At 33.0% G+C, this 23,004-nt stretch carries 20 protein-coding genes and 2 tRNA genes; 10 read left to right on the forward strand and 12 right to left on the reverse strand.

Annotated features, from left to right (window positions below):
* Window positions 1-143 precede the first annotated feature (143 nt).
* Together AAHN03_RS05240 and lon are read right to left on the reverse strand one after the other, a co-directional pair.
* The gene (locus AAHN03_RS05240; RefSeq protein ID WP_342278363.1) at window positions 144-695 is read right to left on the reverse strand and encodes a cytochrome b; all 552 of its coding nucleotides are present in this window, start codon (window positions 693-695) and stop codon (window positions 144-146) included.
* 69 nt (window positions 696-764) lie between these two features.
* A complete protein-coding gene (lon, locus tag AAHN03_RS05245) occupies window positions 765-3,104 on the reverse strand; it encodes an endopeptidase La (protein ID WP_342278364.1) in 2,340 nt (779 codons plus the stop codon).
* Between the two features lie 89 nt (window positions 3,105-3,193).
* On the opposite strand from lon, the gene AAHN03_RS05250 reads away from it, so the two are divergent.
* Window positions 3,194-4,195: a serine/threonine dehydratase gene (locus tag AAHN03_RS05250; RefSeq protein ID WP_342278365.1), complete on the forward strand. Its 1,002-nt coding sequence runs from the start codon at window positions 3,194-3,196 to the stop codon at window positions 4,193-4,195.
* A 376-nt stretch (window positions 4,196-4,571) separates the two neighbouring features.
* Here the strand turns inward: AAHN03_RS05250 and AAHN03_RS05255 are convergent, their stop codons facing one another.
* From AAHN03_RS05255 to AAHN03_RS05265, 3 genes are all read right to left on the reverse strand, one after another.
* Complete coding sequence (locus AAHN03_RS05255) at window positions 4,572-5,045, reverse strand: NfeD family protein (RefSeq protein ID WP_342278366.1); 474 nt, start codon at window positions 5,043-5,045, stop codon at window positions 4,572-4,574.
* A gap of 328 nt (window positions 5,046-5,373) precedes the next feature.
* A complete protein-coding gene (locus tag AAHN03_RS05260; protein ID WP_342278367.1) occupies window positions 5,374-5,901 on the reverse strand; it encodes a cytochrome c family protein in 528 nt (175 codons plus the stop codon).
* Window positions 5,902-6,105: 204 nt separating this feature from the next.
* Window positions 6,106-6,180, reverse strand: a tRNA-Gly gene (locus AAHN03_RS05265).
* 719 nt (window positions 6,181-6,899) lie between these two features.
* On the opposite strand from AAHN03_RS05265, the gene AAHN03_RS05270 reads away from it, so the two are divergent.
* The 6 genes from AAHN03_RS05270 to AAHN03_RS05295 all read left to right on the forward strand — a co-directional run bounded on the left by AAHN03_RS05270 (window position 6,900) and on the right by AAHN03_RS05295 (window position 13,957).
* Window positions 6,900-8,525, forward strand: a complete 1,626-nt coding sequence (locus tag AAHN03_RS05270; RefSeq protein WP_342278368.1) for a class I SAM-dependent methyltransferase — start codon at window positions 6,900-6,902, stop codon at window positions 8,523-8,525.
* A gap of 4 nt (window positions 8,526-8,529) precedes the next feature.
* Complete coding sequence (ppa, locus tag AAHN03_RS05275) at window positions 8,530-9,072, forward strand: inorganic diphosphatase (protein ID WP_341761391.1); 543 nt, start codon at window positions 8,530-8,532, stop codon at window positions 9,070-9,072.
* Window positions 9,073-9,267: 195 nt separating this feature from the next.
* Window positions 9,268-10,791 (forward strand): murein biosynthesis integral membrane protein MurJ, encoded by a 1,524-nt coding sequence (gene murJ / locus AAHN03_RS05280; protein ID WP_342278369.1) that lies wholly within the window; start codon window positions 9,268-9,270, stop codon window positions 10,789-10,791.
* Between the two features lie 365 nt (window positions 10,792-11,156).
* Entirely contained in the window at window positions 11,157-11,861 is a 705-nt protein-coding gene (locus AAHN03_RS05285; protein ID WP_342278370.1) for a TraX family protein, read from the forward strand.
* Window positions 11,862-12,100: 239 nt separating this feature from the next.
* A complete protein-coding gene (locus tag AAHN03_RS05290; RefSeq protein WP_341751689.1) occupies window positions 12,101-12,310 on the forward strand; it encodes a cold-shock protein in 210 nt (69 codons plus the stop codon).
* A gap of 432 nt (window positions 12,311-12,742) precedes the next feature.
* Window positions 12,743-13,957, forward strand: a complete 1,215-nt coding sequence (locus AAHN03_RS05295) for a DEAD/DEAH box helicase (RefSeq protein WP_342278371.1) — start codon at window positions 12,743-12,745, stop codon at window positions 13,955-13,957.
* A 252-nt stretch (window positions 13,958-14,209) separates the two neighbouring features.
* On the opposite strand, the gene AAHN03_RS05300 is transcribed toward AAHN03_RS05295, so the two are convergent.
* The 6 genes from AAHN03_RS05300 to AAHN03_RS05325 form a co-directional block, all read right to left on the reverse strand.
* Entirely contained in the window at window positions 14,210-14,608 is a 399-nt protein-coding gene (locus AAHN03_RS05300; RefSeq protein WP_341761387.1) for a DUF2660 domain-containing protein, read from the reverse strand.
* Between the two features lie 171 nt (window positions 14,609-14,779).
* Window positions 14,780-16,114: a trigger factor gene (tig, locus tag AAHN03_RS05305; RefSeq protein ID WP_342278372.1), complete on the reverse strand. Its 1,335-nt coding sequence runs from the start codon at window positions 16,112-16,114 to the stop codon at window positions 14,780-14,782.
* A 93-nt stretch (window positions 16,115-16,207) separates the two neighbouring features.
* Window positions 16,208-16,292, reverse strand: a tRNA-Leu gene (locus AAHN03_RS05310).
* A 47-nt stretch (window positions 16,293-16,339) separates the two neighbouring features.
* On the reverse strand, window positions 16,340-17,494 hold the full coding sequence (dapE, locus tag AAHN03_RS05315) for a succinyl-diaminopimelate desuccinylase (RefSeq protein ID WP_342279194.1): 1,155 nt from the start codon (window positions 17,492-17,494) through the stop codon (window positions 16,340-16,342).
* Window positions 17,495-17,559: 65 nt separating this feature from the next.
* Window positions 17,560-17,988 carry a universal stress protein gene (locus AAHN03_RS05320; protein ID WP_341747208.1) on the reverse strand — a complete coding sequence of 143 codons (429 nt, stop codon included), beginning with the start codon at window positions 17,986-17,988 and terminating at the stop codon, window positions 17,560-17,562.
* 30 nt (window positions 17,989-18,018) lie between these two features.
* A complete protein-coding gene (locus AAHN03_RS05325; RefSeq protein WP_341762493.1) occupies window positions 18,019-18,954 on the reverse strand; it encodes a TAXI family TRAP transporter solute-binding subunit in 936 nt (311 codons plus the stop codon).
* 220 nt (window positions 18,955-19,174) lie between these two features.
* Between AAHN03_RS05325 and AAHN03_RS05330 the strand changes: the two genes are divergently transcribed.
* A complete protein-coding gene (locus tag AAHN03_RS05330) occupies window positions 19,175-19,336 on the forward strand; it encodes a hypothetical protein (RefSeq protein WP_341761148.1) in 162 nt (53 codons plus the stop codon).
* 145 nt (window positions 19,337-19,481) lie between these two features.
* Window positions 19,482-20,543, forward strand: a complete 1,062-nt coding sequence (locus AAHN03_RS05335) for an IS110 family transposase (RefSeq protein WP_342278373.1) — start codon at window positions 19,482-19,484, stop codon at window positions 20,541-20,543.
* A gap of 789 nt (window positions 20,544-21,332) precedes the next feature.
* Here AAHN03_RS05335 and AAHN03_RS05340 read toward each other — a convergent pair.
* Complete coding sequence (locus AAHN03_RS05340; RefSeq protein ID WP_342278374.1) at window positions 21,333-21,968, reverse strand: epoxyqueuosine reductase QueH; 636 nt, start codon at window positions 21,966-21,968, stop codon at window positions 21,333-21,335.
* A 324-nt stretch (window positions 21,969-22,292) separates the two neighbouring features.
* On the opposite strand from AAHN03_RS05340, the gene AAHN03_RS05345 reads away from it, so the two are divergent.
* A complete protein-coding gene (locus AAHN03_RS05345) occupies window positions 22,293-22,991 on the forward strand; it encodes a M15 family metallopeptidase (protein ID WP_342278375.1) in 699 nt (232 codons plus the stop codon).
* Window positions 22,992-23,004: the final 13 nt, after the last annotated feature.

The following is a 23,004-nucleotide window of genomic DNA, read 5'->3' on the forward strand; positions in this document are numbered from 1 at the left end:
GATGTAAAATTAAGTTGAACATGGATTTTACAAAATGATTATTCATTTTTTATTCACAAACTTATCCACAATACTTTTATATTATAGAGGACTATACATAGTTATATGCAGCAATTCCAAAAGTTGCCTAATTCTTTATATTTTCAATTATTTCTGTTGTTAAACCACATTCTCTTCAATACATCATCTTTTCTTACAAAATGATGATAAAAGGCAGCTAAAGTATGCAGAGCAATTAAAGCACAGAGAATAAATGCTGAAAATTCATGCATTTTGTAAAATATTTTGGCAAATAATGCATTCTGAATGAATGAAGTGATAGTAAACAGTCCATATATGTCAATGTTACGACCTGATAGAATGGTCATTAACACACCACTGATTGGCATTATAAACATTAAAAGATAGAGTATATTGATATTTAAGGTAGCGGCATTTTTTTGCCATTTTGGTAAATCACTTGGTAAGATTACTCTGATATTAATTAAACGCCATAGTAATCTTATGGATACTAGTAATAATACCATCACGCCTATAGCCTTGTGGGAGGTGTAAATTTGCTGTTTTACACTAGGATCTTCTATGTTTTGCATAGAAAAACCAACTATAATCATTGACACTATCATAACTCCAACTATCCAATGTAGAAGTTGTGTAACTAAACCATAGGAATCTTCAGTGTTTTTAATAGTCATATTCAAACCTACAACATAGATAAATAATTTTAAGTATATTCAAGTTTCTATCTTAATGTTAATATTTTTTTAGTTAGCAACTGTAAAATTATTATTCACTAAAGCTAATTTTAGTACTTGATCTATATTTGACACTGATAAAATTTCCAAGCTATTCTTTATATTCGGTGGAATATCCTTTAAGTCCTTGATGTTCTCTTCAGGTATTAATACTGTTTGTATACCACCTCGGCTAGCAGCCAATAATTTTTCTTTTAGTCCTCCAATTGGTAACACTGTACCCCTTAGGGTAATTTCTCCAGTCATTGCCACAGTTCTTTTGACTGGTATTTTGGTCATAAGTGAAACAATAGTGGTAAATATTGCACATCCAGCAGATGGTCCATCTTTTGGAATTGCACCAGCCGGTACATGTAAATGGATATCAAGGTCTTTGTAGTCTTCATATTTCAGTCCAAAATTATTAGCTCTAGAGCGGAAACAACTATAAGCTGCTTGAGCGGATTCTTTCATTACATCCCCAAGCTTGCCTGTAGTTTTAATATCTCCCTTTCCAGGAAATGACAATGCTTCAATGGTTAATAGTTCTCCACCAACTTCTGTATAAGCAAGCCCCGTGGTACTGCCTATTTGGTCTTCTTTCTCAGCTAAACCAAAATTATGTTTTCTAGCACCTAAATATTCTTCAAGATTTTCAGATGATATTGATATGCTTTTTACTTCTTTGTTACTCAGAATCCTTTGCAATATTTTTCTTGTAACAGAGCCAATTTCTCTTTCAAGCGATCTTACCCCTGATTCTTTGGTATAATATCTGATTAATTCTAAAATTGCTCCATCATCAATAGTTAGCTCATTTTTCTTCATTTGATGTAGTTTCAATTGCTTTGGTATTAAATAATTTTTAGCAATTTGTGATTTTTCTTCTTCAACATAACCAGAAACATTAATGATCTCCATACGATCTAGTAAAGCTCTTGGCAAATTATAAGAATTGGCTGTTGCAATAAACATTACTTCTGATAAATCATATTCTACTTCTAAATAATGATCAACGAAATGGCTGTTTTGTTCAGGATCCAAAACTTCAAGTAAAGCAGATGCTGGATCGCCTCGGAAATCAGAACCCATTTTATCAATTTCATCTAATAACATAACAGGGTTATTAGTTTTAACTTTTTTAATTAAGTTTATGATTTTTCCTGGCATAGAACCAAGATATGTTTTTCTATGACCTCTAATTTCCGATTCATCTCTAATGCCGCCAAGAGCAAATTTAGTATATTTCCTACCCATTGCTTCAGCAATTGACTTGACCAGTGATGTTTTTCCCACTCCTGGAGGACCAATTAAGCATAGTATAGGTCCTTTAATTTTTTTAGAGCGTTGTAATACTGCTAAATATTCAATGATGCGATCCTTGACTTTCTCAAGACCAAAATGATCCCGATTCAAAATTTCTCTAGTTTTATTTATATCAGTTTTACTATTATCAAATTTTCCCCATGGCATAGCTAATATTGTATCAAGATAGTTACGAACAACTGAGGATTCACCTGACATTTGATTCATAAGCTTTAGCTTTTTCAGTTCTGATTCGGCTTTTTCTTTTGCTTCTTTTGAAAGTTTTAAGGTCTTAATCTTTTTTTCTATATCAGAGAAGTCAGATTTATCCTGCTCGAGTTCTTTTTGTATAGCTTTCATTTGTTCGTGCAAGTAATAATCACGGTGAGTTTTTTCAATTTGTTTTTTTACTCGTAGTTGTAAAGCTTGTTCTGCTTCCATTTGAGCCATACTAGATGTCAATGTATCTATTATAGTTTTAATTCGTGTTTGAGGTTTTGTTTCTTCTAATAAAGTTTGTTTTATTAGTAATGGTGCAGTCAGATAAGAGGCTAGCACATTAGTAATATAACTAAAATTTGTCGGATCTTTGGTTATTTCATCAGCTATTGTTTCTATTATTTCTGGATTAATTTTTTTATGATTCTTGGTATATTTCATAAATAACTCAATGACAATTGACGTAGAAACTTTTAAAGCTTCCACATCAATTACCTCTTCATCTTGTAGTATGCTATATTCAGCTTCAAACATTTCTTTATTAGTTATGTTATGAAGCTTAACCTTCTGCATTGCTTCAACAAGAATTTTTGCATTATTTTGTAACCTTACTGTTTGTATAATTTTAGCAATTACTCCTGTAGAATGAAGATCTTGAATATCTGGAGTGTCTTGATCTTGTTGTTTTTGTAACACCAATAATATATATCTATTAGTATCTGTAGATTTAGTATTCAGTAAGGCTTTTAGAGACTTTGTCCTACCGACAAATATGGGAGCAACCATGCCGGGAAATATCACCATGTCTTTTAATGCGAGTAGGGGTAATTTTTCTTTATTTGTCATACTAAAACCTTGAAAAATTTATATACTAAAGGGATTGTTAACTATATAATGTTGCCGTGCTGGGATTTCAAGCTACATTTATTTTGTATATGCATTTATCACCTCAATCTCCAAATATAATATCAATAGCAAGTAATAGGGTAAAACAATATCTTCATTTGACTCCAATAGTCCAGTCTGAAACTTTAAATGAAATGCTGGGGCATAAAATTTTCTTTAAAATAGAATCGTTGCAAAAAACTGGAGCATTCAAGGTTAGAGGGGTATTAAACCATTTATTAGAGTTACAAGAACGAAATCGTTTACTAGATAAAATTGTTGCATATAGTACAGGTAATCATGGAATTGGTCTTGCTTGGGTAGCAAAAATTCTTAATCTGAATGCAAGAATTTATTTGCCCAAAGATACTTCTCCAATTAAGCAACAAGCAGCAAGATATTACGGAGCAGAGGTTATACTGACCGATACTAGGCAAGTGGCAGAAGATAGGGCAAAAGGTGACATAGAAAATGATTTCTACTATTTGCATCCTTCTGATAGCGATTCGAGTATAGCTGGAGCTAGTACTATGTGTTATGAAGCCTTGCAACAACTGGGGTTTAGCCCAGATGCTATTTTTGCTTCTTGTGGAGGAGGTGGATTACTTTCTGGATCATATTTAGCAAAAAAATTACTGTCTCCATCCAGCTTGCTTATAGGTTCAGAGCCGGTTAATGCGAATGATGCTTTTTTATCTATTCAGCAAGGTTCAATATACAGATTTGCTAATTCACCACATACTATAGCAGATGGCTTGCGTACTTTAGCAGTTTCACCACGTACATTTAATTATCTAAATAAACTTGATGATTTCTTTCTTGCTGATGAATATTCTATATATTACTGGACCGCTTGGTTAACGCATTTACTAAAAATTGCTTGTGAACCATCATGTGCTTTAAATATGGTTGGAGTAGTTGATTGGTTAAAGAGACAATCAAAACCTAAGAGAGTTTTAGTACTTATATCAGGTGGAAACATTGATCCTGCTCTTTATCAGGAACTTTGGAAGGGAAACTATCTATCTAATTTACCAAGCCCATTAATGTAACCTAGTTTACACGAATTGGGGCAAAAAGCACAACTGTTGAAAATTAAAAAATCGTCATCGCGATGAGCTTTGCAAGCCCTAAACCGTCATTGCGAGAAGCCGCTGCAAGCGGCGACGCGGCAATCTAAGATACGCGAAGCGTTACTCTAAAAAACAGCTTCGCTGTTTATCTAGATCGCCACGGCATCTGACGAGCCTTGCTATGACGGCTGTGTTTAATTTGTTTATACATATTCAATCATTACGCTCTTAAGTAGACGCCTCGCAATGACGATTTTTTAACTTTCAACAGTTGTGCTTCGCATACACAGACGATTATTATAGAGCAAAAGCAAATTTTAACAACACATTTTGACAACAAAATTACCAAAAAAAATCAGTTCGTAACACTCTCATTTTTTGCAGTACATATAAGCACATTACCATCAACTTGTACTATGCGGAGTAGATCTCCTTTATGTACTGATTTGATAGTATCTTTGCTGAGTTTAGCATTCATAATAGTTCCTGACCACAATACCTGTCCTGTTTCCCCTACTAGAAGTTTATTGCTGTATACCACTACTTCCTTACCAACCATATCAGAATATTCGTACTTATCATATTTCTTGTAAACATAAAATTTTAGCGGATACCATAAGGTAATCAGCCACATAAAAGAAGCAAAGCCAAAAATTATATACTGGTATTTTAAAAGACCCGGGTAATTGTTTAATATTATTTCAGTAGATACTCCACCTAGACCCAAAAATAAAAAACCAACATTTGGAATGTTAGCAAATTCTATAATTATACAAATAACGCCAGCGATCAACCACCATTCTACTATTGAAATTTCAGATAGGATCATAGGATACCTTCAACTAATATACTCACCTTACGCATGGCAATTTAAAAGTCATAGGAAAAACAGCCTAGCGTCATTGCGAGGAGCTGCGACGCAGTGACGAAGCAATCCATTTTTGGTTACTTTTATGGATTGCTTCGTCGACCTACGATCTTCTCGCAATGACGTTGACCATATACAACTTTTAAACTGCCCTGCCTAAAACCCGTTATACCTTCGAACTTTCGACAGTTGTGCTTACGACCTTCTCGCTAATGGACATGATTTAACAATCAGATGCAGAGCTATCTCAAATCTAATTGTTTCGATATAACAAGCTTCCAAGGAGAATTTAGTCATGAACAAATGTCTTTAAAAACATTATAACATTAGCTATATCTTGAGGTTTATTTAAACCAGCAAAAGTCATCTTTGTACTAGGTATATATTGACTAGGTTTATGCAAAAAATGAAATAAACTTTCTTCATCCCAAATTCCCCCTTTACTGGATAAAGCACTTGAATATTTATAATTCTCTGCTTTAGCTTTTTCTGCCCCAACGATATTCCATAGATGTGGTCCAACCTTATTAGCTTTACTCTTATCAAGAGAATGGCACATTAGGCATTTTTTTGCTATCTCCCTTCCTGCTTCAGCATTAGCAGTTTTCATCAATTCTTCTATATTCACTGGTGCTTCTACGGCAACCTTAGCGTCAAGGTCACTATGAGAATCTTCTGTTACTTCTACACTATAACCTCGAGATTCAGGATGTAAAACAGGCTTATACAAAATATTTGTTATAAACCCTACCATCATTGCAATTAAACTGGCTAACAAAATAGAAGCAGCAATTTTATTTAATTCTATTCCAGACATATTTAGGTCGTCTCCGTAGAGAGAATATGTATACTCGGTGAACTTCAAGAATTGGCGTTCCCGCGACCAAAGATCGAAGCTGCTCACGTACTAATGTACGCCTAGCAGCTCGACTTTGACACTCCTAGCTCTTCTTGAAGTTATACTATCGTCTACCAACTCTTCATTTACGAACAGTATATTATCTTAGAACCATTTTTATACTGGAGCGGGTGAAGGGATTCGAACCCTCGACTTCGACCTTGGCAAGGTAGCGCTCTACCCCTGAGCTACACCCGCTTTTAAAAGGCTCACTTATATAAAAACAAGTCATGAATATAAGGAAATACTGTAAAAAGATCAAGAAGAAATAACATAAAAAGAAATTTAATTTTAATCGTAGATACTGTTAATTAACCTTTAATTCGATGTAAGACATCGGTTTAATAGCCTAGGGTGTCATTCCATAACTGTTGAAAGTTAAAAAAACCGTCTATTAGCGAGCGAACGTACGTGAGCGTGCATAGGCGTCAACTTAAGAGCGTAATGATTGAACATGTATAAACAAATTAAACACAGACGTCATCGCGAGGCATCGTTAGATGCCGTGGCGATCCAGATAAACAGCGAAGCTGTTTTTTAGAGTAACGCTTCGCGTATCTTGGATTGCCGCGTCGCCGCTTGCAGCGGCTTCTCGCAATGACGTTTAGGTTTAATTTGCTTATACATGCTCAATCATTATGCTCTTAAGTTGACACCTATGCGTGAGTGCGGCAATCCATGAAGCTTGTCATATAGATTGTTTCGTCGACCTACGGTCTCCTCGCTAATAGACAGTTTTTTAACTTTCAACAGTCGTGGGGTGACATCATCCCTAATGGCAATGATTACTTGAGCCTACTATTAATTTTTTACATCGATACTTGAGGTTAATTAGATTACCCTACAGAAATGTAGAAAATCCTTGCTTAAAATAACTAAATCCACTAGAAATTATTACTTTTATCATGGAGCAAATTATGGGGCAAAAAAACAATCCTAATAACAGTTTGTTAGAAAAGCAAACAAATAATATTAATTATGATGATTTTCCTTATGAAAGTTTTCCTTTTACTTATACAAGGGCGGAACATTTAAGAACTATTGGTCTATTATTTAACATGAAACCTCCTGCTATAGAGACCGCTAGGATACTTGAGCTTGGTTGTGCTGAAGGTGCTAATATAATTGACTTTGCTGAAAGTTACCCAAAATCTTATTCTTTAGGAATTGATTTGTCAAATGTCCAAATTGTTAATGGCATGGAAATAGTTAAGAGTTTAGGTCTTAAAAATATTGAACTAAAACACTTATCTATACTAAATCTTGATGAGTCAGTTGGTAAATTTGATTATATAATTTGCCATGGAATAATCTCGTGGGTGCCTACTATAGTTAAGGACAAGATTTTTGAAATTTGCAATAAATTATTAAACCCCGACGGTATTGCCTTTATTAGTTATAATACTCTGCCAGGCTGGAATATACAAAAAACTATCAGAGATATGATGATGTTTCACAGTAGCACCTTTACTGACAACCATAGTAAAATACAACAAGCTAGATTATTATTAGATTTTGTTAATGATTCTTTAGAAGGTTCAGATAATTCTTATTCTAAATTCTTACAACACGAAACTAAACTTCTTAAAACTACAAATGATTCATATTTACTACATGAATATCTTGGAGAAGAAAATACAGCTTTTTATTTCCATGAATTCATAAGTACAGCTAGAAAACATAATTTAAATTATCTTGGAGATTCTGCACTTTCTGCGATGTTTGTCGGTAATTTACCTGCCAAGGCTGCAGAGCAATTACAAGCGATAAATGATATTGTTAGAACCGAACAATATATGGATTTTATCACTAATCGTAAATTTAGGACTACTTTGTTATGCCACAATAATGTCACTATAGATAGGAAAATTGAACCAAGTAAGTTAAGTGATTTTTATACTACTTTTAATATTATACCAGTCATGCCTGAAAATGAAGTGGATATGAATAATACAGTAGAAAGTTTAGGATTTCATTATAATAATAATTCAGAATCCCCTAATATTTCAACGTCTTCTCCTATAATAAAGGCAGTTTTCTATGTTTATGCTGATAATATTGGTAATCCTTTGACTTTGGATCAAATTTGTAAATTGGCTATGAAAAAATTAGAAAAATTACAGCTTAAAGATATTAGAGCAGAATTAGATCCTGTAATTATAAAACTAATGTTACAAGGGTACGTACAAATATTTGCAACAAAACCTCAGTCAGTATATGAAATCTCGGCAAAACCAAAAGTAAGTGATTTAGCAAGATATCAAGCTCAAAAATTAGACTCAACTAATTTGTTTGTGACAAATCGAGTTAATGCTGTTGTTCCATTGCAATTGCATGAAAAATATATTATTGAGCTATTAGATGGACACAACTCTATTCAGCAGATTGAAGAAAAAATATTTGAAAAATTTGCTTCTGGAGTATTAGTGGCATCTAATGAAAATGGTAAGATAAGCGACGAAAACCTTTTAAAGCCATTTATTAGTCATTATGTAGATGTTTGCTTGCAAAAATGCAAAAGAAATTATTTATTAATTGGGTAAAGTGATGTTAGTTGATAAAATTAAGACAAAAGTCGGTCATGAAGAGATAAATGTGATTATCGAGATTCCAATGCAAGATAGTCCTATAAAATATGAGATGGATAAGGAATCAGGAGCAATATTTGTTGATAGGTTTATGCAAACTGCTATGTTTTACCCATGTAATTATGGGTTTATCCCGCATACCTTATCAGAGGATGGAGACCCAGTAGATGTATTGGTTGTATCACATTATCCTGTCATACCTAGCTCTGTGATTAGGTCACGCCCTATTGGTGTTTTAATGATGGAAGATGAATCTGGATTGGATGAAAAAATTATTGCTGTGCCTAGCTCTAAACTAGATATTACTTTTGATTCAATAAAAGATTTAGATGATCTTTGCCCGATGTTGAAACAACGTATAGTACATTTTTTTGAACATTATAAAGATCTAGAGAAAGGTAAGTGGGTGAAGGTAACTGGCTGGGAAAATGCTCAAAAAGCTAAGGAGTTGATTAATGAAGGTATATTAAGGGTATCTACTAATACCATTTCCGAAAACTAATCATCACGTCGTCGTACTTCATGATCTCCGCTCCTCACGTACTAGTTGTACGCGAAGGTAGCCGACACTCGTACTCCGAGTAGCAATTTAGTTTTGGGAAATGGTATAAGATAGAAAATCAATAATTGGCATTTGCTTTATGACCGAAAACGATAAGGTGAAGAACAGTGCTTACATAACATCGAGGCGGCTTAAATGAAAGGCGAAGGATATACATTATTTCGTTCTGGAATTATAGTATCTGTCTTTACTTTAATCTCCCGTATATTTGGTTTGGCTCGCGAATTATTCATTGCTTCATTATTTGGTGCTGGTAATATTGCTGATAGTGTTAATGTTGCTTTTAAATTACCCAACCTATTTAGGCGTATTTTTGGGGAAGGGGCGCTTTCAGTCGTTTTTGTACCTATTTTTAATACAAAACTCATAGAATCTCGAGAAGCAGCACGCCATTTCACTGGCATTATCTTTACTATTTTACTTATTACTTTAGTGAGTGTGGTAGTGTTAATGCAGATTTTCATGCCATCATTAATGTTCATTATTGCTCCTGGTTTTCATGAAGATCTAGACAAGTTTAATTTGACAATTATTTTGTGTCGCATTACCATGCCATATTTAATTTTTATCTCGGTAAGTGCTTTACTAGGGGGAATTTTAAATTCAGTAAAAAGATTTGCAGCTTTTGCTTTTTCTCCGATCATTTTAAGTATTACTGTTATAATTACAACAGTAATATTACAAGAACATATATCTACTCCTATATCGATTAGTTTATCTTTGTTGATTGCTGGGTTATTACAAATTATCTTTATGTTTTTTTGTGTAATTAGGGTTGGTTTATCATTCCCACTAGTTTTTGACCCATGTAATAAAGATGTAAAAAAGTTTTTGTTTGGTATGGGTCCAGCGACTATTAGCTCTGGATTTCAGCAACTTAACTTATTTATCTCGCAATCAATAGCTAGCTTCATCGAAGGAACAATTTCAATATTATCCTATGCAGATAGAATATACCAATTTCCTTTATCTATAATAGGGGTAACTTTTGGTACTATATTATTACCAGAATTATCAAAAACATACCAAATGAATGATTTAGAAAAAGCAGCAAGGATTCAAAATAATGCTATTAAAGTTGGACTTTTATTATCTTTGCCAGCTGCGTTCGGTATTATCGCTTTATCAGAATCAATCATTCATGTAATATATGAGCGTGGAGCTTTTACTTATGCTGATACAATTAAAACTGCTGAAGCTATTTCCGGTTTTGCCCTTGGTTTACCAGCTTTTATACTTGCCAAAATTTTGATGCCTATATTTTATGCTAATAGTGATACGAAAACTCCTTTAAAAATAACATTATATTCTCTTACTGTGAATACTATATTAAATATCGTTCTGATGAAACCATATGGTCATCTTGGTATCGCTCTTGGCTGCTCTATTACCGCTTGGTATAATGTTTGGTTGTTATATATATATACAAAGAAGTATGGTCATTCTTTCATTGATTCAAAATTATACTTTTTTTGTGGCAAGATTTTATTCAGCTGCGTAATAATGGTACTAGTAATTTGGGTGATTAAGCACTATTGTTCTGAATATTATTATTCTGAATTGTTATTAGTAAAAACTTTTATGCTGGCAGCCACAATTTTATCTGGAACGATGACGTTTTTTCTAATGATTTATTATTTTAGACTTTATCCAAAATAATATATAGAAAGGTTTAAAATGCATTCGCAAAGCCGCTTTAAGAATACATTTTTCCTTACTTTGGCGATGTTTAGCTGAATCAGAAATAAAACGTCATTGCGAGAAGGTGCTTGCACCATAACTGTTGAAAGTTTACAAACACCTATACCATAGCGTCTATTAGCGAGCGTAAGCGAAGCAATCTAGGAAACAATCTATAGATAAATGATGTTACTGGATTGCTTCGTCGACCTTACGGTCTTCTCACTAATAGACGTGTAGAGAAGGTGTATTTACTAATATTAAAGCCAATTCGGGATAAGATTAACTAATTCTTATCCTGAATTGGGGTGTCTATCAACTCTTGAAATCATAGTAGTATATTAATGATGAAAACTGAATCTAATTATCAAGATTTTTTGAAAACTATAGCCATAATAACCATGGTAATAGATCATTTAGGGTTATACTTTTTCCCTGAATACGAGATAATGCGGGTTATTGGTCGTATTAGTATGCCTATTTTCTGCTTTTTTGTTGGCTATAATTTTCATAAAAAACCAAAAATTAAAATTCTTGTAGTCGGAGTTCTACTACATATTTTTACTACTATATTATTTAAGCAGTTCACCACAACTAACATACTTATTCCTATTTTTCTAGGTCAGTGCTATCTTTATTGTTTTCAAAATAGCCTAAATAATTTTTTCTATAAGGGTTATTGTCATGTTGTCTTCCTTGGGACTCTTTGGTTCTGCACTTGGTTCTTGGTTGATTATGGTACCATAGGTTTAGCTATCATGTTACTTGGCTATATAGCTAAACATGATCTAGGTAATCTTAGGATTGCCGTTGCAATATCTATGATTTTGACTGTACTGCATACCATTGCTGTTTTTCCCTTGTCGTATATCTATGTACTTATAGTAGTTATATTTGGAGTTTTACAATATATATTTATGGTTGCAAGAAATTTTGAACAAAAAATTGCTATAAATTTGCGAATTATAAGCCATAATGCTTTATATATCTATGCTATACATCTAGCAATTTTACAATTTCTATTTTTTAAATTCTACTTACAGAATTGATAAATCAGTTAATAAACTGTGCTAAAATGTCTATGTTTCAAAGAAAAATATAGAATCTACACATAATTGTCTTATCCCTTGTTGACAATTATTAAGAAAAAGAGTAACATGTTTGTTGAGTTTAATAATTAACTCTTTAATAGCATGAAAACCTTGTATCTATCGATTTATTTGGTTTAATTTCTACGGAAGAGTTGCGAATTAAGTTCAAATAAGTAACTCTATACTAAAAGGTTTTTATGGCTACTAAAGTAGGTAAGGTTAAATGGTTTAATACAACCAAAGGTTTCGGTTTCATCCAGCCAGACGATGGGGGGAGTGACGTTTTTGTTCACATCTCGGCTGTAGAGCGTGCCGGTATCCGTAATCTTAATGAAGGTCAAAGTGTTGGCTTTGATCTAGAAGATAATAAGGGGAAAATTTCTGCTGTTAATCTACAAATAAAATAATATTTATTTAAAACTACAAGCAACTACTCAAAATTTATGAGTGGTTATTAAACTAGTGAATTTTGGGTAGTATCATCTTTTTATACACTTCATGGATTATTTTTTGTAATTCAGTGTTTCACTGTAAGTTAAAGTTATAATTTTGTTGGAACATAATACAACAGTTTTTTACTATACAATTAATTGACAACTCACATTATAACGTAAGAACTTAATCATACACTTATTCTTTTAAAGTATAGAATATATGTTTACTCAAATGCTTTGACTAACCTGAACTAGATGTAATACATCGGTTTAATAGCCTAAGGTATCATCCCTACACCTTCGATGTACCCCAATTCGGGATAAGAATTAGTTAATTCTTATCCCGAATTGGGGTAAAGCATTTGAGCATTTTTAATTTAAGATAAATAATATTGGACTTATATAATGAAAAGTTTTAATTTACCAAATGAAGTGATTATATCACTTGAACGCATGAACATAACCTCTCCAACGGAAATTCAAAGAAAGGCCATACCGGTTGCTATGCAAGGTAATGATGTTCTAGCTTCTAGTCAAACTGGTTCGGGTAAGACCCTTGCCTATTTGCTACCAATAATCAATTCTTTTATACAGACTAAATCAATGTCTTTGGTACTTGTTCCAACTCGGGAATTAGCTACTCAAGTGCGTGATACTTTAACTAAGGTAACTACTCAAATAAAACTTCCTAGTGCGGTTTTGATAGGCGGTGAACCAATGCATAAACAATTTACACAACTAAAAGTAAATCCTAAAGTTATAATTGGCACACCAGGTCGTATCATAGATCATTTACTTCGTGGTACTTTAAAATTAAATACTATCCAACTGGTAGTACTTGATGAAATGGACAGAATGCTTGATATGGGTATGAAAGAACAATTAGAAGAAATAAATAAATATATACCTGCAAAACGCCAGGTTTTAATGTTTTCAGCTACTATGCCAAAACATATTATTGCATTATCGCAAAAATACGTGGTTAATCCTCATCGTATTACTGTTGGATCAACTACTAAGGCTGCATCTCAAATAAAACAAGAAACTTTGCGTGTTTCTGATAAAGAGAAATTTCCTGAGCTTATAAAGCAATTAAATGAACGTGATGGTTCTATAATTATTTTTGTAAAAACTAAGCGTGGTGCTGATCAGCTTGCAAAAATGTTGAAATTTGAAGATCATAAAGTTGAAGCTATACATGGTGATTTAACACAAGGTAGACGTGATCGTGTAATTTCATCATTTCGCTCTTCTCGTCATAGGATCATGGTGGCAACAGATGTTGCAGCTCGTGGCTTAGATATACCTCATACACAGCATGTTATCAATTATGACTTACCAATGGCTCCAGAAGATTATTTGCATAGAATAGGTAGAACTGGTAGAGCTGGTCTCTCAGGTTGTGCATTATCATTCATTTCGCCAGAAGATAATATCAGATGGAAAGCTATTGACCGCCTAATAAATCAAGGTGAAACTACTTCAAGAGCAGATATGAGGGAAAGTAAGAATCGCAGGAAACCATTTAATGGTCATAATGGCAAAAAAAGTTATTTTCCTCGTAATAACAATGATAGAAAACCTTATGCTGGTTCTGCTAGAAATAATAAAGCATTCTAATATCATAGTACCCTACATTTTTCTATAATCGTCATAGCAAGGCTCTTTAGATGCCGTGGCGATCTAGGTAAACAGCGAAGCTGTTTTTTTAGAGTAACGCTTCGCGTATCCTAGGTTGCTGCGTTACCGCTTTTTCGCGACTCCTCACTAATAGATGCAGCTATTGTAATAGTGGTTATATAAAAAATGTAGGGTACTATGGCTAATACCTCTCAACTATCAAAACCAATTCTTCAGATCACTTGAGTATACTTATTTACTCAAAGTTTTCTGAGATTGGGAATATGCTTGTTGTTCAATGCTTGCAACCCTTGATATAACCTGTTGTTTGATACCAAGATCTACTACATGCTCATATCTCATTCCATTATCTAGCAGGATATGACCAAGTTTATTTACTAACTCTACATCCTTTTTAGAGAATTTACTAATAATTAATTCTGTAATTTCATATAAAAACTTCCAAGATAGCTCAACTCTATCATTGAGTGATAGGTTCTTTTTATTATTTTCTTTATTAAATGGTTCTGCATTATTAGGATCATCAACAAGCGTTCTAACCGGTGTTTTCTTGCTCTTTTTATAAATAAAGAATGTAACAAACACTAGAAATAGACCTATTACAGCGATTATCAAATTAGTATTTTGCATAAAACCCTCAAATATATCTTACTGATACCATTTCCCAAAACTAAATTGCTACTCGGAGTACGAGTGTCGAGTACCTTCGCATACAACTAGTACGTGAGGAGCGGAGATCATGAAGTACGACCGTGATGATTAGTTTTCAGAAATGGTATGATAATGCCCTGCTACTTGACTCTATACCACACGATCTTCTTCTTGTGCTAAAAATTCTTCAAGCTTTTCTTTCGTATAATTTTTTTCCTCTAAAATCACTTCATTGTCAAAAATATGTTGTACTGTTTTTTCTTCTAATAACGGACCTTTTAAGCGCTCAAGAGCATTAGGATTTTTTTTATAAAAATCAAATATTGCTGTTTCTTGACCTGGAAACTTCCTTGCTTGAGCCATAATAGCACTTACAAGATCTTTCTGTTCGATATGCAAATTCTTAATTTTCATATATTCGGATAACATTAGACCTATTCTAACACGACGTAAGACTAGCTTATTATAATACTCACTAATTTCTGCTTCTGATTTATCTTTAAATATCGAATCTGAGTCACTATTGCTCTTCTCAGTTTGAGATTTCAGAATACTTATCTCTTGGTCTATTAAAGATTTAGGAACATTAAACATTAATAGCTTTTCTAATTGATCAAATAAGCTCATTTTCATTAAAGTGCGTATAGGCTCACTATATTCATTTTCTATGCTTTTAGAAATATTATCACGTAACTCTTCTAGTGTTTCACAATTAAATTTCTTAGCAAACTCATCATCAACAACTAGCTCATCAGCAGAATGTACAGCCTTTACTTGTACAATAAACTTAGCCGGTTGACCTGCGACTTGCTTCATATGGTAATCTTCAGGAAATTTAACGTTGATTTCTACCTCGTCCCCAGTCTTACTTCCAATAAGCTGATCTTCAAAGCCCTCAATAAAAGTTCCACTACCAATTACTAGTTTATAATCTGTAACCTTACCACCTTCAAAAGCCTCATTATTGACATAACCAATCGCATCAATAGTAACTTCCTGCCCTTCTTTTACTTTCCCTTTACTTTCTTTATTATAAATTTTTGATATAGATGCAAGCTTATCTATTTGCTTATTAACATCATCTTCTTTAATTACTAACTTTGGATAAATAATTTTTATTTTTTTAAAATCTGGCAATTCAATATCAGGTAATAGCTCAAATTTTAGAGTAAATTCTATATCCTCATTCTCTTCATTACGTAAATTTTCTAACTGTGGATCACCTACTGTTTTTAGTTTATGATCTTTAATAACATGCTGTACTGCATGATTAATTTCATGGTTTACCACATCAGACCTAACAGATTGCTTATATTTTTTATTAACAATGCTGATTGGCACTTTACCAACACGAAATCCATCAAGCTTAACTTTTTTTGCTAAACTAGCTAATTCTTTTTGTACTTCATTGGCAATTTTAGAAGAAGGAAGGACTACTTTAACTTCAAAATCTAGACCTTCATTTTTAAGTTCTGTGACTTGCATACTAAAAAACTCATTAGCAATATTAAAACCTTACGAAAACTTGAAGAGCTACTAAATTAAATAAAGCTCTCCAGTTTTTGTATTATTATTTTGTGGTGCGGATGGAGGGACTTGAACCCCCAAGCCTTGCGGCGCTAGAACCTAAATCTAGTACGTCTCCCAATTTCGTCACACCCGCATAGCTGTACCCCTGACTACTTAACATAGATTGTTTTAACAACTTAATTAAATAGGTTCAGCTAGGAGTTTTATCAGAGAATTATAATACACATGATACAGACTTTGTAAATCGTTAATTTCTGTGTATTCATTAATTTTATGAGCTGTATTAGATTGTAAACCAAATTCCACAACAGGACAATAATTTTGGATAAACCTCGCATCAGAAGTACCACCACTAGTAGATAATTTTGTATATACTCCTGTTGTATTAGATACTACCCGAACAAAATCGGCAATTAACCCTACTGGTTCTTGGATAAAACAATTAGCTGAAGTTACACTACTTAATTCATATTTAAAGTTATATTTCGCACAATATTTATTAATTATCTGATCTATCAAATCTGTTATGCTCGATGATGAATGAAGATCATTAAAACGAATATTAAACTTTGTTGTAATTTTTGAAGGAATTACATTAGTAACATCATTACCTACATCAATAGACGTAACTTCTAGATTCGACTGTTGAAAAAATTCACTTCCTTCATCCAGTCGATAATTAACCAACTCATTGAGTATCTGAACTAAAGGAGTAATCGGATTACTGGCTTGTAATGGATATGCCACATGCCCCATTGTACCATATAGAACTAGGTTAAAGTTAATACTTCCTCGCCGACCAATTTTTATGGTATCACCTATTTGACGCTCATTTGTTGGTTCACCTACAATAGCAAGATCGATCAAATTATTACCACCCTTATGCAAATATTTTAACATTTCCACAGTGCCATATTTGGCGTTTCCTTCCTCATCGCTAGTAATTAGAAAACTAATTGAACCATGCGGAGTTGGATTTAACTTAATAAAATCTAAGCTAGCAGCTAGAAAACATGCTATCGCTCCCTTCATGTCAACAACTCCCCTACCATAAATCTTATCACCTACGGTAGTTGCTATAAAAGGGTCGTTAAGCCATAATGCCTTATCACCTGTTGGCACGACATCAACATGTCCAGCAAAACAAATATTAGGTCTTGCATTACCATAAACAGCATAAAGATTGGTTACTTTATAATTATCCTCTCCAAATATTTTGATTTCAGTCTTAAAACCATTTTTTTCTAATAAGTCATTAATATATTCAATACAACCACTACTCTCAGGAGTTACTGATTGAAAACTAATTAAGTCTTCAAGAAATTTTATCAAGATAACCTCCAATAGTCATCAACTTATAGTTCTTCCTAAAAATTCCTCTCTCATATCTAGCCAATGTTTTATTCTCTGACAACCAAAACAGACACACCCGAGTGCCGCACAATCTTGGACGCATTGGGACCTAACATATAATCTCTGAGTTGTGGTCTTACTGCTGAAATAATGATTAAGTCAGCTTTCACTTCATTGGCATATTGTATTATTTCATCATATACTGCCCCTCGACCAATATGCAATTCAACTTCGATCTCCTCCGGCACATATTGTCTAATTAATTCTGTTACTTGTACCCGATATTTTTCTTTTTGATCTTTTGCCCAACTTTTAGGCAAATAATCCTCAACCATTTTCATACCGAAATCCGAGATGATATAAAGAAAATGTAATTTGGCACTAAAAATAGTAGCAAAACTTAAAGCCTTTGGTAATATCACCTTAACTGATTGTTTATCCGACAAATCTATTGGTATTATTATATTTTTAAACACAATTAACACTACTCCGGTGCATTTATATTATTATCTATTTCTTACTACTGAATGTTTTGGCAAAACAAAATTATTGGTATCAGCAAAATGCTTAATATCTATATTATATAACATATAATTAGAATGTTTAAAATGTTTTACGTTTTTGTGAAACATTCCGATAAATTTATCCAATAGTTTAGCATCCATATTGCTATTAGTAACTAAAATTGCTGTTACTGCTACTGTATTCTGATCGAGAGTGATCCCAGGATATAATGTTTTATCCAGTAATGCCTTATGAAAAGCTTTATTAGTGGCGATTAATTGTGCAATTTTATTATCTTCAATAGGTACAAAATCAACTTTACAGCTATTAGCAATAAATCCCACCAAGGCATTAGGATGACCTACCGTCATCATTATCACATCAATTTTACCGCTACAAAATTCTTTTATTGACTCTTCATAATTAATTTCATCAACATCTATTGGTTCTTTAGTAAAATTATATAACTTCCTTATAGCATTGTAGGTAATAGTATTACTAGAGAATGGCAAGCCATTTGATATTCTCTTACCCTCAATATCTGCAAAAGTCTTTATCTCATCCCGATTTTTTACAACAACAGTAAAAAACTCATCATATAGATTAAGTACCTGACGCATTTCTTGCATTTTTTCTGTATTAGAGTAATACCCAGTACCTTCAAAAGCCTCAAGTGCTACATTAGATTGCACTAAAGCTAAATCTATCTTACCTTCTTTTAGCAAAGCTAAATTTTCAACCCCTCCACTAGTAGGTACTACTTCACAATTCACACTTTTATCAGCTAAAGTAAAGGTTTTACACAGATCCAATCCGATAGAGTAATAACCCTTCAAAATAGAACCAGACCCAATTCTCACTGTTTTCTGTGAAGCAAAAACACAATTACTAGTAAAAAATAGGCAAAAAACTACCAATAAAACTCTGAAATTATTCATAAATAACACTATACACTAAAAATAATTGACCACTAATACCTTAAGACTTAAAATTTAATAAATCATTTTCCCTATCCAAAGTACCTTTACTATTATTGATAATCAAGATAATTGTTACAATTCATGTGTAAAAAAATCCTTATTCCTTACCAAGTGTGCAAATTTTATTAACTTAAGTAACCTCGGTGTCATCCCCGCGACTCATCTTCGAGACAAAAAAGTGCTTAAAACGTCTAAAGAATCAGGTTTGCAGTGGTTTTGGCATGAAGTTTGTAGTCATGTAAACATCACTTTTCTACTTGACATACTAAAAATTAGTCAACATAATGCTTCTTATGTGTATTACCATTGTTTTGTTTCAAATAAAAACTCTTGTCATTAAAGTACACTTTTATCAGTATTTCTTTATTATAAAATTCCACAGGTGAAAAAATAATGGTATGGATCTCCTGATATACAGAATGAAAAGCAGTTGCTAATCTTCTAAAGTTAATATTAAATATTAAAATAACAATCAGGATGCTAAGATGGAAGTTACCACAATTGGTATAGATATTGCAAAAAGAATTTTCCAAATTCATGGTGTAGATAAAAATGGTAAGACGGTATTAAAGAAAAAATTAATGAGAGATCAAGTTTTAACATTTATGGCTAATTTACCAAAATGTTTGGTAGGGATGGAAGCTTGCGGCGGAGCTAGTTACTGGGCAAGAGAAATAACTAAATTGGGGCATACAGTAAAACTAATGGCAGCACAATTTGTCAAACCGTATGTTAAAACTAATAAAAATGATCAAGCTGATGCAGAAGCTATATGTGAAGCGGTAACAAGACCAAATATGAGGTTTGTACCAATTAAAACTGTAGAACAACAAGATATTTTGTCAATTCATCGGGTAAGAGAGAGATTGGTAAAAAACCGTACGGCACTTGCGAATGAAATTAGAGGATTATTACATGAATTTGGTTTTATTATTCCTCAAGGGATCAATAAGGTTGTAACAAAATTAACTGAGATTTTAGATGAAGGAAATTTGAGTCAGCTAGGTTACCAAACATTTAGTGAACTGAAAGAGGAATTTTTGGATAATGACAAAAAAATAAAAGAGATAGAAAAAAGATTAAAAATAATAGCTAGCAACTTAACTCAATATCAACGATTAACAGCTATACCTGGTCTTGGTTTAATTACTGCTACTGCTTTAATAGCATCAATAGGTAATGCTACAAGTTTTGAGAATGGCAGGCAATTATCGGCATGGTTTGGATTAGTGCCAAGGCAGCATTCCAGTGGAGGGAAAGATAAGTTGCTTGGAATTAGCAAGCGAGGTGATGTTTACTTGCGTACTCTATTGATCCAAGGAGCTAGAGCTGTACTAAATGCCAAGATAAGATTTACATCGGAAGAACAAAAATCTAAAAAAGATTTTAGCAAATTTACGCAGTGGATGTTTAATTTATCTGAGCGAAATGGACATAATAAAACAGTAGTTGCTGTAGCTAATAAACTGGCAAGAGTGGTGTTTGCAGTACTAAGGTCAGGGGATGATTATGTAGAGAGTAAAGTTTGTAGCACAGAGCTATTATAATTAACATAAAATAAATAGTGGTTTATTAATTAATAGGTAAACAAAGAATATGTAAGAGATTCCAACCCGGAATATGCGTGAGATAATAATATTGATGGTAAATAAGACAAACCTTAGCTTACAAAGAAACTGATGACTACAATGGCTCTTTGAAGCCGATAAAATGATAAGTATATAGTTTGTAAGCCAGCGAATTCCATCAGGGCTGTAGGATAAATTATACATAATTTATTAACTATAAGCCGGATACATGTATGCATTTGCATTTTTGCTATTAGATGTTATTTTTTTCTTGCATTTTACAGGAGGTCCATACATGTAGTCAGTAACGAGAATTTAATTCTACACTCCACTCGTCGCATAATACTCACGTTCTATAGCATAATTTCTGCTCATATTTATCTCGAAGATGAGCCGCGAAGGCGGAGATCTTAAAAATCTTTAAGTCTAAGATGTTTTGTATTCTTAGATTCCGCACCGAAGCACATAGGTGTCAACTTAAGAGCGTAATGATTGAGCATGTATAAGTAAATCAAACCTAAACGTCATTGCGAGAAGCCGCTGCAAGCGGCGACGCGGCAATCTAAGATACGCGAAGCGTTACTCTAAAAAACAGCTTCGCTGTTTATCTAGATCGCCACGGCATCTAACGAGCCTTGCTATGACGGCTGTGTTTAATTTGTTTATACATGTTCAATCATTACGCTCTTAAGTTGACGCCTATGCACCTACACGGGAATGACATCAACCTTTAAGGACTATTATACTTACTAAAACTTGCACACTTAGTTATTCCTTATAATATGCTTCTCCAATTTCAATTTCACTACGATTATTTAACTTACGCCAATTATTGGTGTCCCTAAGTGAGTAGATGCAGCCACAATATTCTTGCTTATAAAAATTTTCACGTTTAGCTATTTCGTACATTCTACTGCTACCTCCATTTTTACGCCAATTATAAGTCCAGTAAGTTATTCCATCGTAATGAGAAGCAGCCTTGATCCCTGATTCATTAATTTGATCCATATCTTTCCAGCGGGAAAGACCAAGAGAGCTGGTAATAACTTTAAAATCATTCTCATAGGCATAAAGAGCTGTCCGTTCAAAACGCATATCAAAACACATAGAACAACGTTTACCTCTTTCTGGTTCATATTCCATACCTTTGCTTCTTGCAAACCAATTCTGCACGTCATAATCTGCGTCAATGAAACTGATACCCATTTTTTCAGCAAAACGGATATTTTCATTTTTACGAATTTCATACTCTTTTTTAGGATGAATATTAGGGTTATAGAAAAAAATAGTTAAATTAATACCGGACATTAACATTTTTTCCATCAGCTCTCCTGAACATGGAGCACAACAGGAGTGTAGTAGTACTTTACTTTCACCATTTGGTACTTCTAGAATTTCATTCATAATTATCTGTTAATTTTCTTTATAAAATTTTAAAATAACATACAATATAGCTAACTCGATTAGTATTTATCCATAGTTGATCTAGGGCAATGTTGTCATCCCCGCGTAGGCGGTGATCTAAAATAGTGTTCAGAAAACCCTGAAATATTATAGATTACCGCCTTCGTGGGAATGACATCCTTTCCGTTGAAACAAATGGATAAATGTTAGTCGGGTTAGCATTAAGATATTGTATTGTAGAAAAAAGTATAATAAATTATTATTTTTTATTAACAATAATTTTGTTACTAAATATTGAATATTGGTTTAATTGAGAGATATATTATGTTGAATGAAACAGTCAATTTACCGGAAGGTTTTGTGTATTTAGATCAAATAGATCCTACTATAATTCAACAGATGATGTATTATGATACTAGAAATTTTGTAGGAAAGCAGATTGATGGCTATAAAGCTAATAGAGCTGTACTAACTAAAGAAGCGGCTACTGCCTTAAAAAATCTTCAGCAAGATATAAAAAACGATAACTACTCTCTAGTAATTTATGATGCTTATAGACCTAATAAAGCTGTACAACATTTTGTTAGCTGGGGAGAAGATGTTGCTGATCAAAAAATGAAAGACTCTCATTATCCATACATTAATAAGGCTGAAATTTTTCAATTAGGTTATGTTGCTAAACTATCACCTCATAGTCGTGGAAGTACGGTAGATTTAACTATTATCGAACTTGGAAAACAATTAAATCCAAGCCCTAAAATGATAAAAAGACCTCTAAAAGATGGTCGTCTAATCCCTTATTTTGATGATAATACGGTTGACATGTATAGCTCTGTAGATCTTATGGATCTAGTATCCTCCCATGATAGTAAACTAATTGATGAACTTTACTTACAAAATCGTAATTATCTACGTGAAAAAATGAAAAAACATAATTTTAAGAAATATTCGGTTGAGTGGTGGCATTATACCTTACAAGACGAACCTTATAAAGATAAATATTTTGATTTTGATGTTGAATAAACTTCTTGCATCA

The organism is Candidatus Tisiphia endosymbiont of Myopa tessellatipennis (assembly GCF_964031105.1).
GTDB lineage: Bacteria > Pseudomonadota > Alphaproteobacteria > Rickettsiales > Rickettsiaceae > Tisiphia.

What these genes read in the sequence shown, in the direction of transcription:
- AAHN03_RS05240 (WP_342278363.1), bottom strand. Translation starts at nt 695, where the DNA reads ATGACTATTAAAAACACTGAAGATTCCTATGGTTTAGTTACACAACTT.
- lon (WP_342278364.1), bottom strand. Translation starts at nt 3,104, where the DNA reads ATGACAAATAAAGAAAAATTACCCCTACTCGCATTAAAAGACATGGTG.
- AAHN03_RS05250 (WP_342278365.1), top strand. Translation starts at nt 3,194, where the DNA reads ATGCATTTATCACCTCAATCTCCAAATATAATATCAATAGCAAGTAAT.
- AAHN03_RS05255 (WP_342278366.1), bottom strand. Translation starts at nt 5,045, where the DNA reads ATGATCCTATCTGAAATTTCAATAGTAGAATGGTGGTTGATCGCTGGC.
- AAHN03_RS05260 (WP_342278367.1), bottom strand. Translation starts at nt 5,901, where the DNA reads ATGTCTGGAATAGAATTAAATAAAATTGCTGCTTCTATTTTGTTAGCC.
- AAHN03_RS05270 (WP_342278368.1), top strand. Translation starts at nt 6,900, where the DNA reads ATGGGGCAAAAAAACAATCCTAATAACAGTTTGTTAGAAAAGCAAACA.
- ppa (WP_341761391.1), top strand. Translation starts at nt 8,530, where the DNA reads ATGTTAGTTGATAAAATTAAGACAAAAGTCGGTCATGAAGAGATAAAT.
- murJ (WP_342278369.1), top strand. Translation starts at nt 9,268, where the DNA reads ATGAAAGGCGAAGGATATACATTATTTCGTTCTGGAATTATAGTATCT.
- AAHN03_RS05285 (WP_342278370.1), top strand. Translation starts at nt 11,157, where the DNA reads ATGATGAAAACTGAATCTAATTATCAAGATTTTTTGAAAACTATAGCC.
- AAHN03_RS05290 (WP_341751689.1), top strand. Translation starts at nt 12,101, where the DNA reads ATGGCTACTAAAGTAGGTAAGGTTAAATGGTTTAATACAACCAAAGGT.
- AAHN03_RS05295 (WP_342278371.1), top strand. Translation starts at nt 12,743, where the DNA reads ATGAAAAGTTTTAATTTACCAAATGAAGTGATTATATCACTTGAACGC.
- AAHN03_RS05300 (WP_341761387.1), bottom strand. Translation starts at nt 14,608, where the DNA reads ATGCAAAATACTAATTTGATAATCGCTGTAATAGGTCTATTTCTAGTG.
- tig (WP_342278372.1), bottom strand. Translation starts at nt 16,114, where the DNA reads ATGCAAGTCACAGAACTTAAAAATGAAGGTCTAGATTTTGAAGTTAAA.
- AAHN03_RS05325 (WP_341762493.1), bottom strand. Translation starts at nt 18,954, where the DNA reads ATGAATAATTTCAGAGTTTTATTGGTAGTTTTTTGCCTATTTTTTACT.
- AAHN03_RS05335 (WP_342278373.1), top strand. Translation starts at nt 19,482, where the DNA reads ATGGAAGTTACCACAATTGGTATAGATATTGCAAAAAGAATTTTCCAA.
- AAHN03_RS05340 (WP_342278374.1), bottom strand. Translation starts at nt 21,968, where the DNA reads ATGAATGAAATTCTAGAAGTACCAAATGGTGAAAGTAAAGTACTACTA.
- AAHN03_RS05345 (WP_342278375.1), top strand. Translation starts at nt 22,293, where the DNA reads ATGTTGAATGAAACAGTCAATTTACCGGAAGGTTTTGTGTATTTAGAT.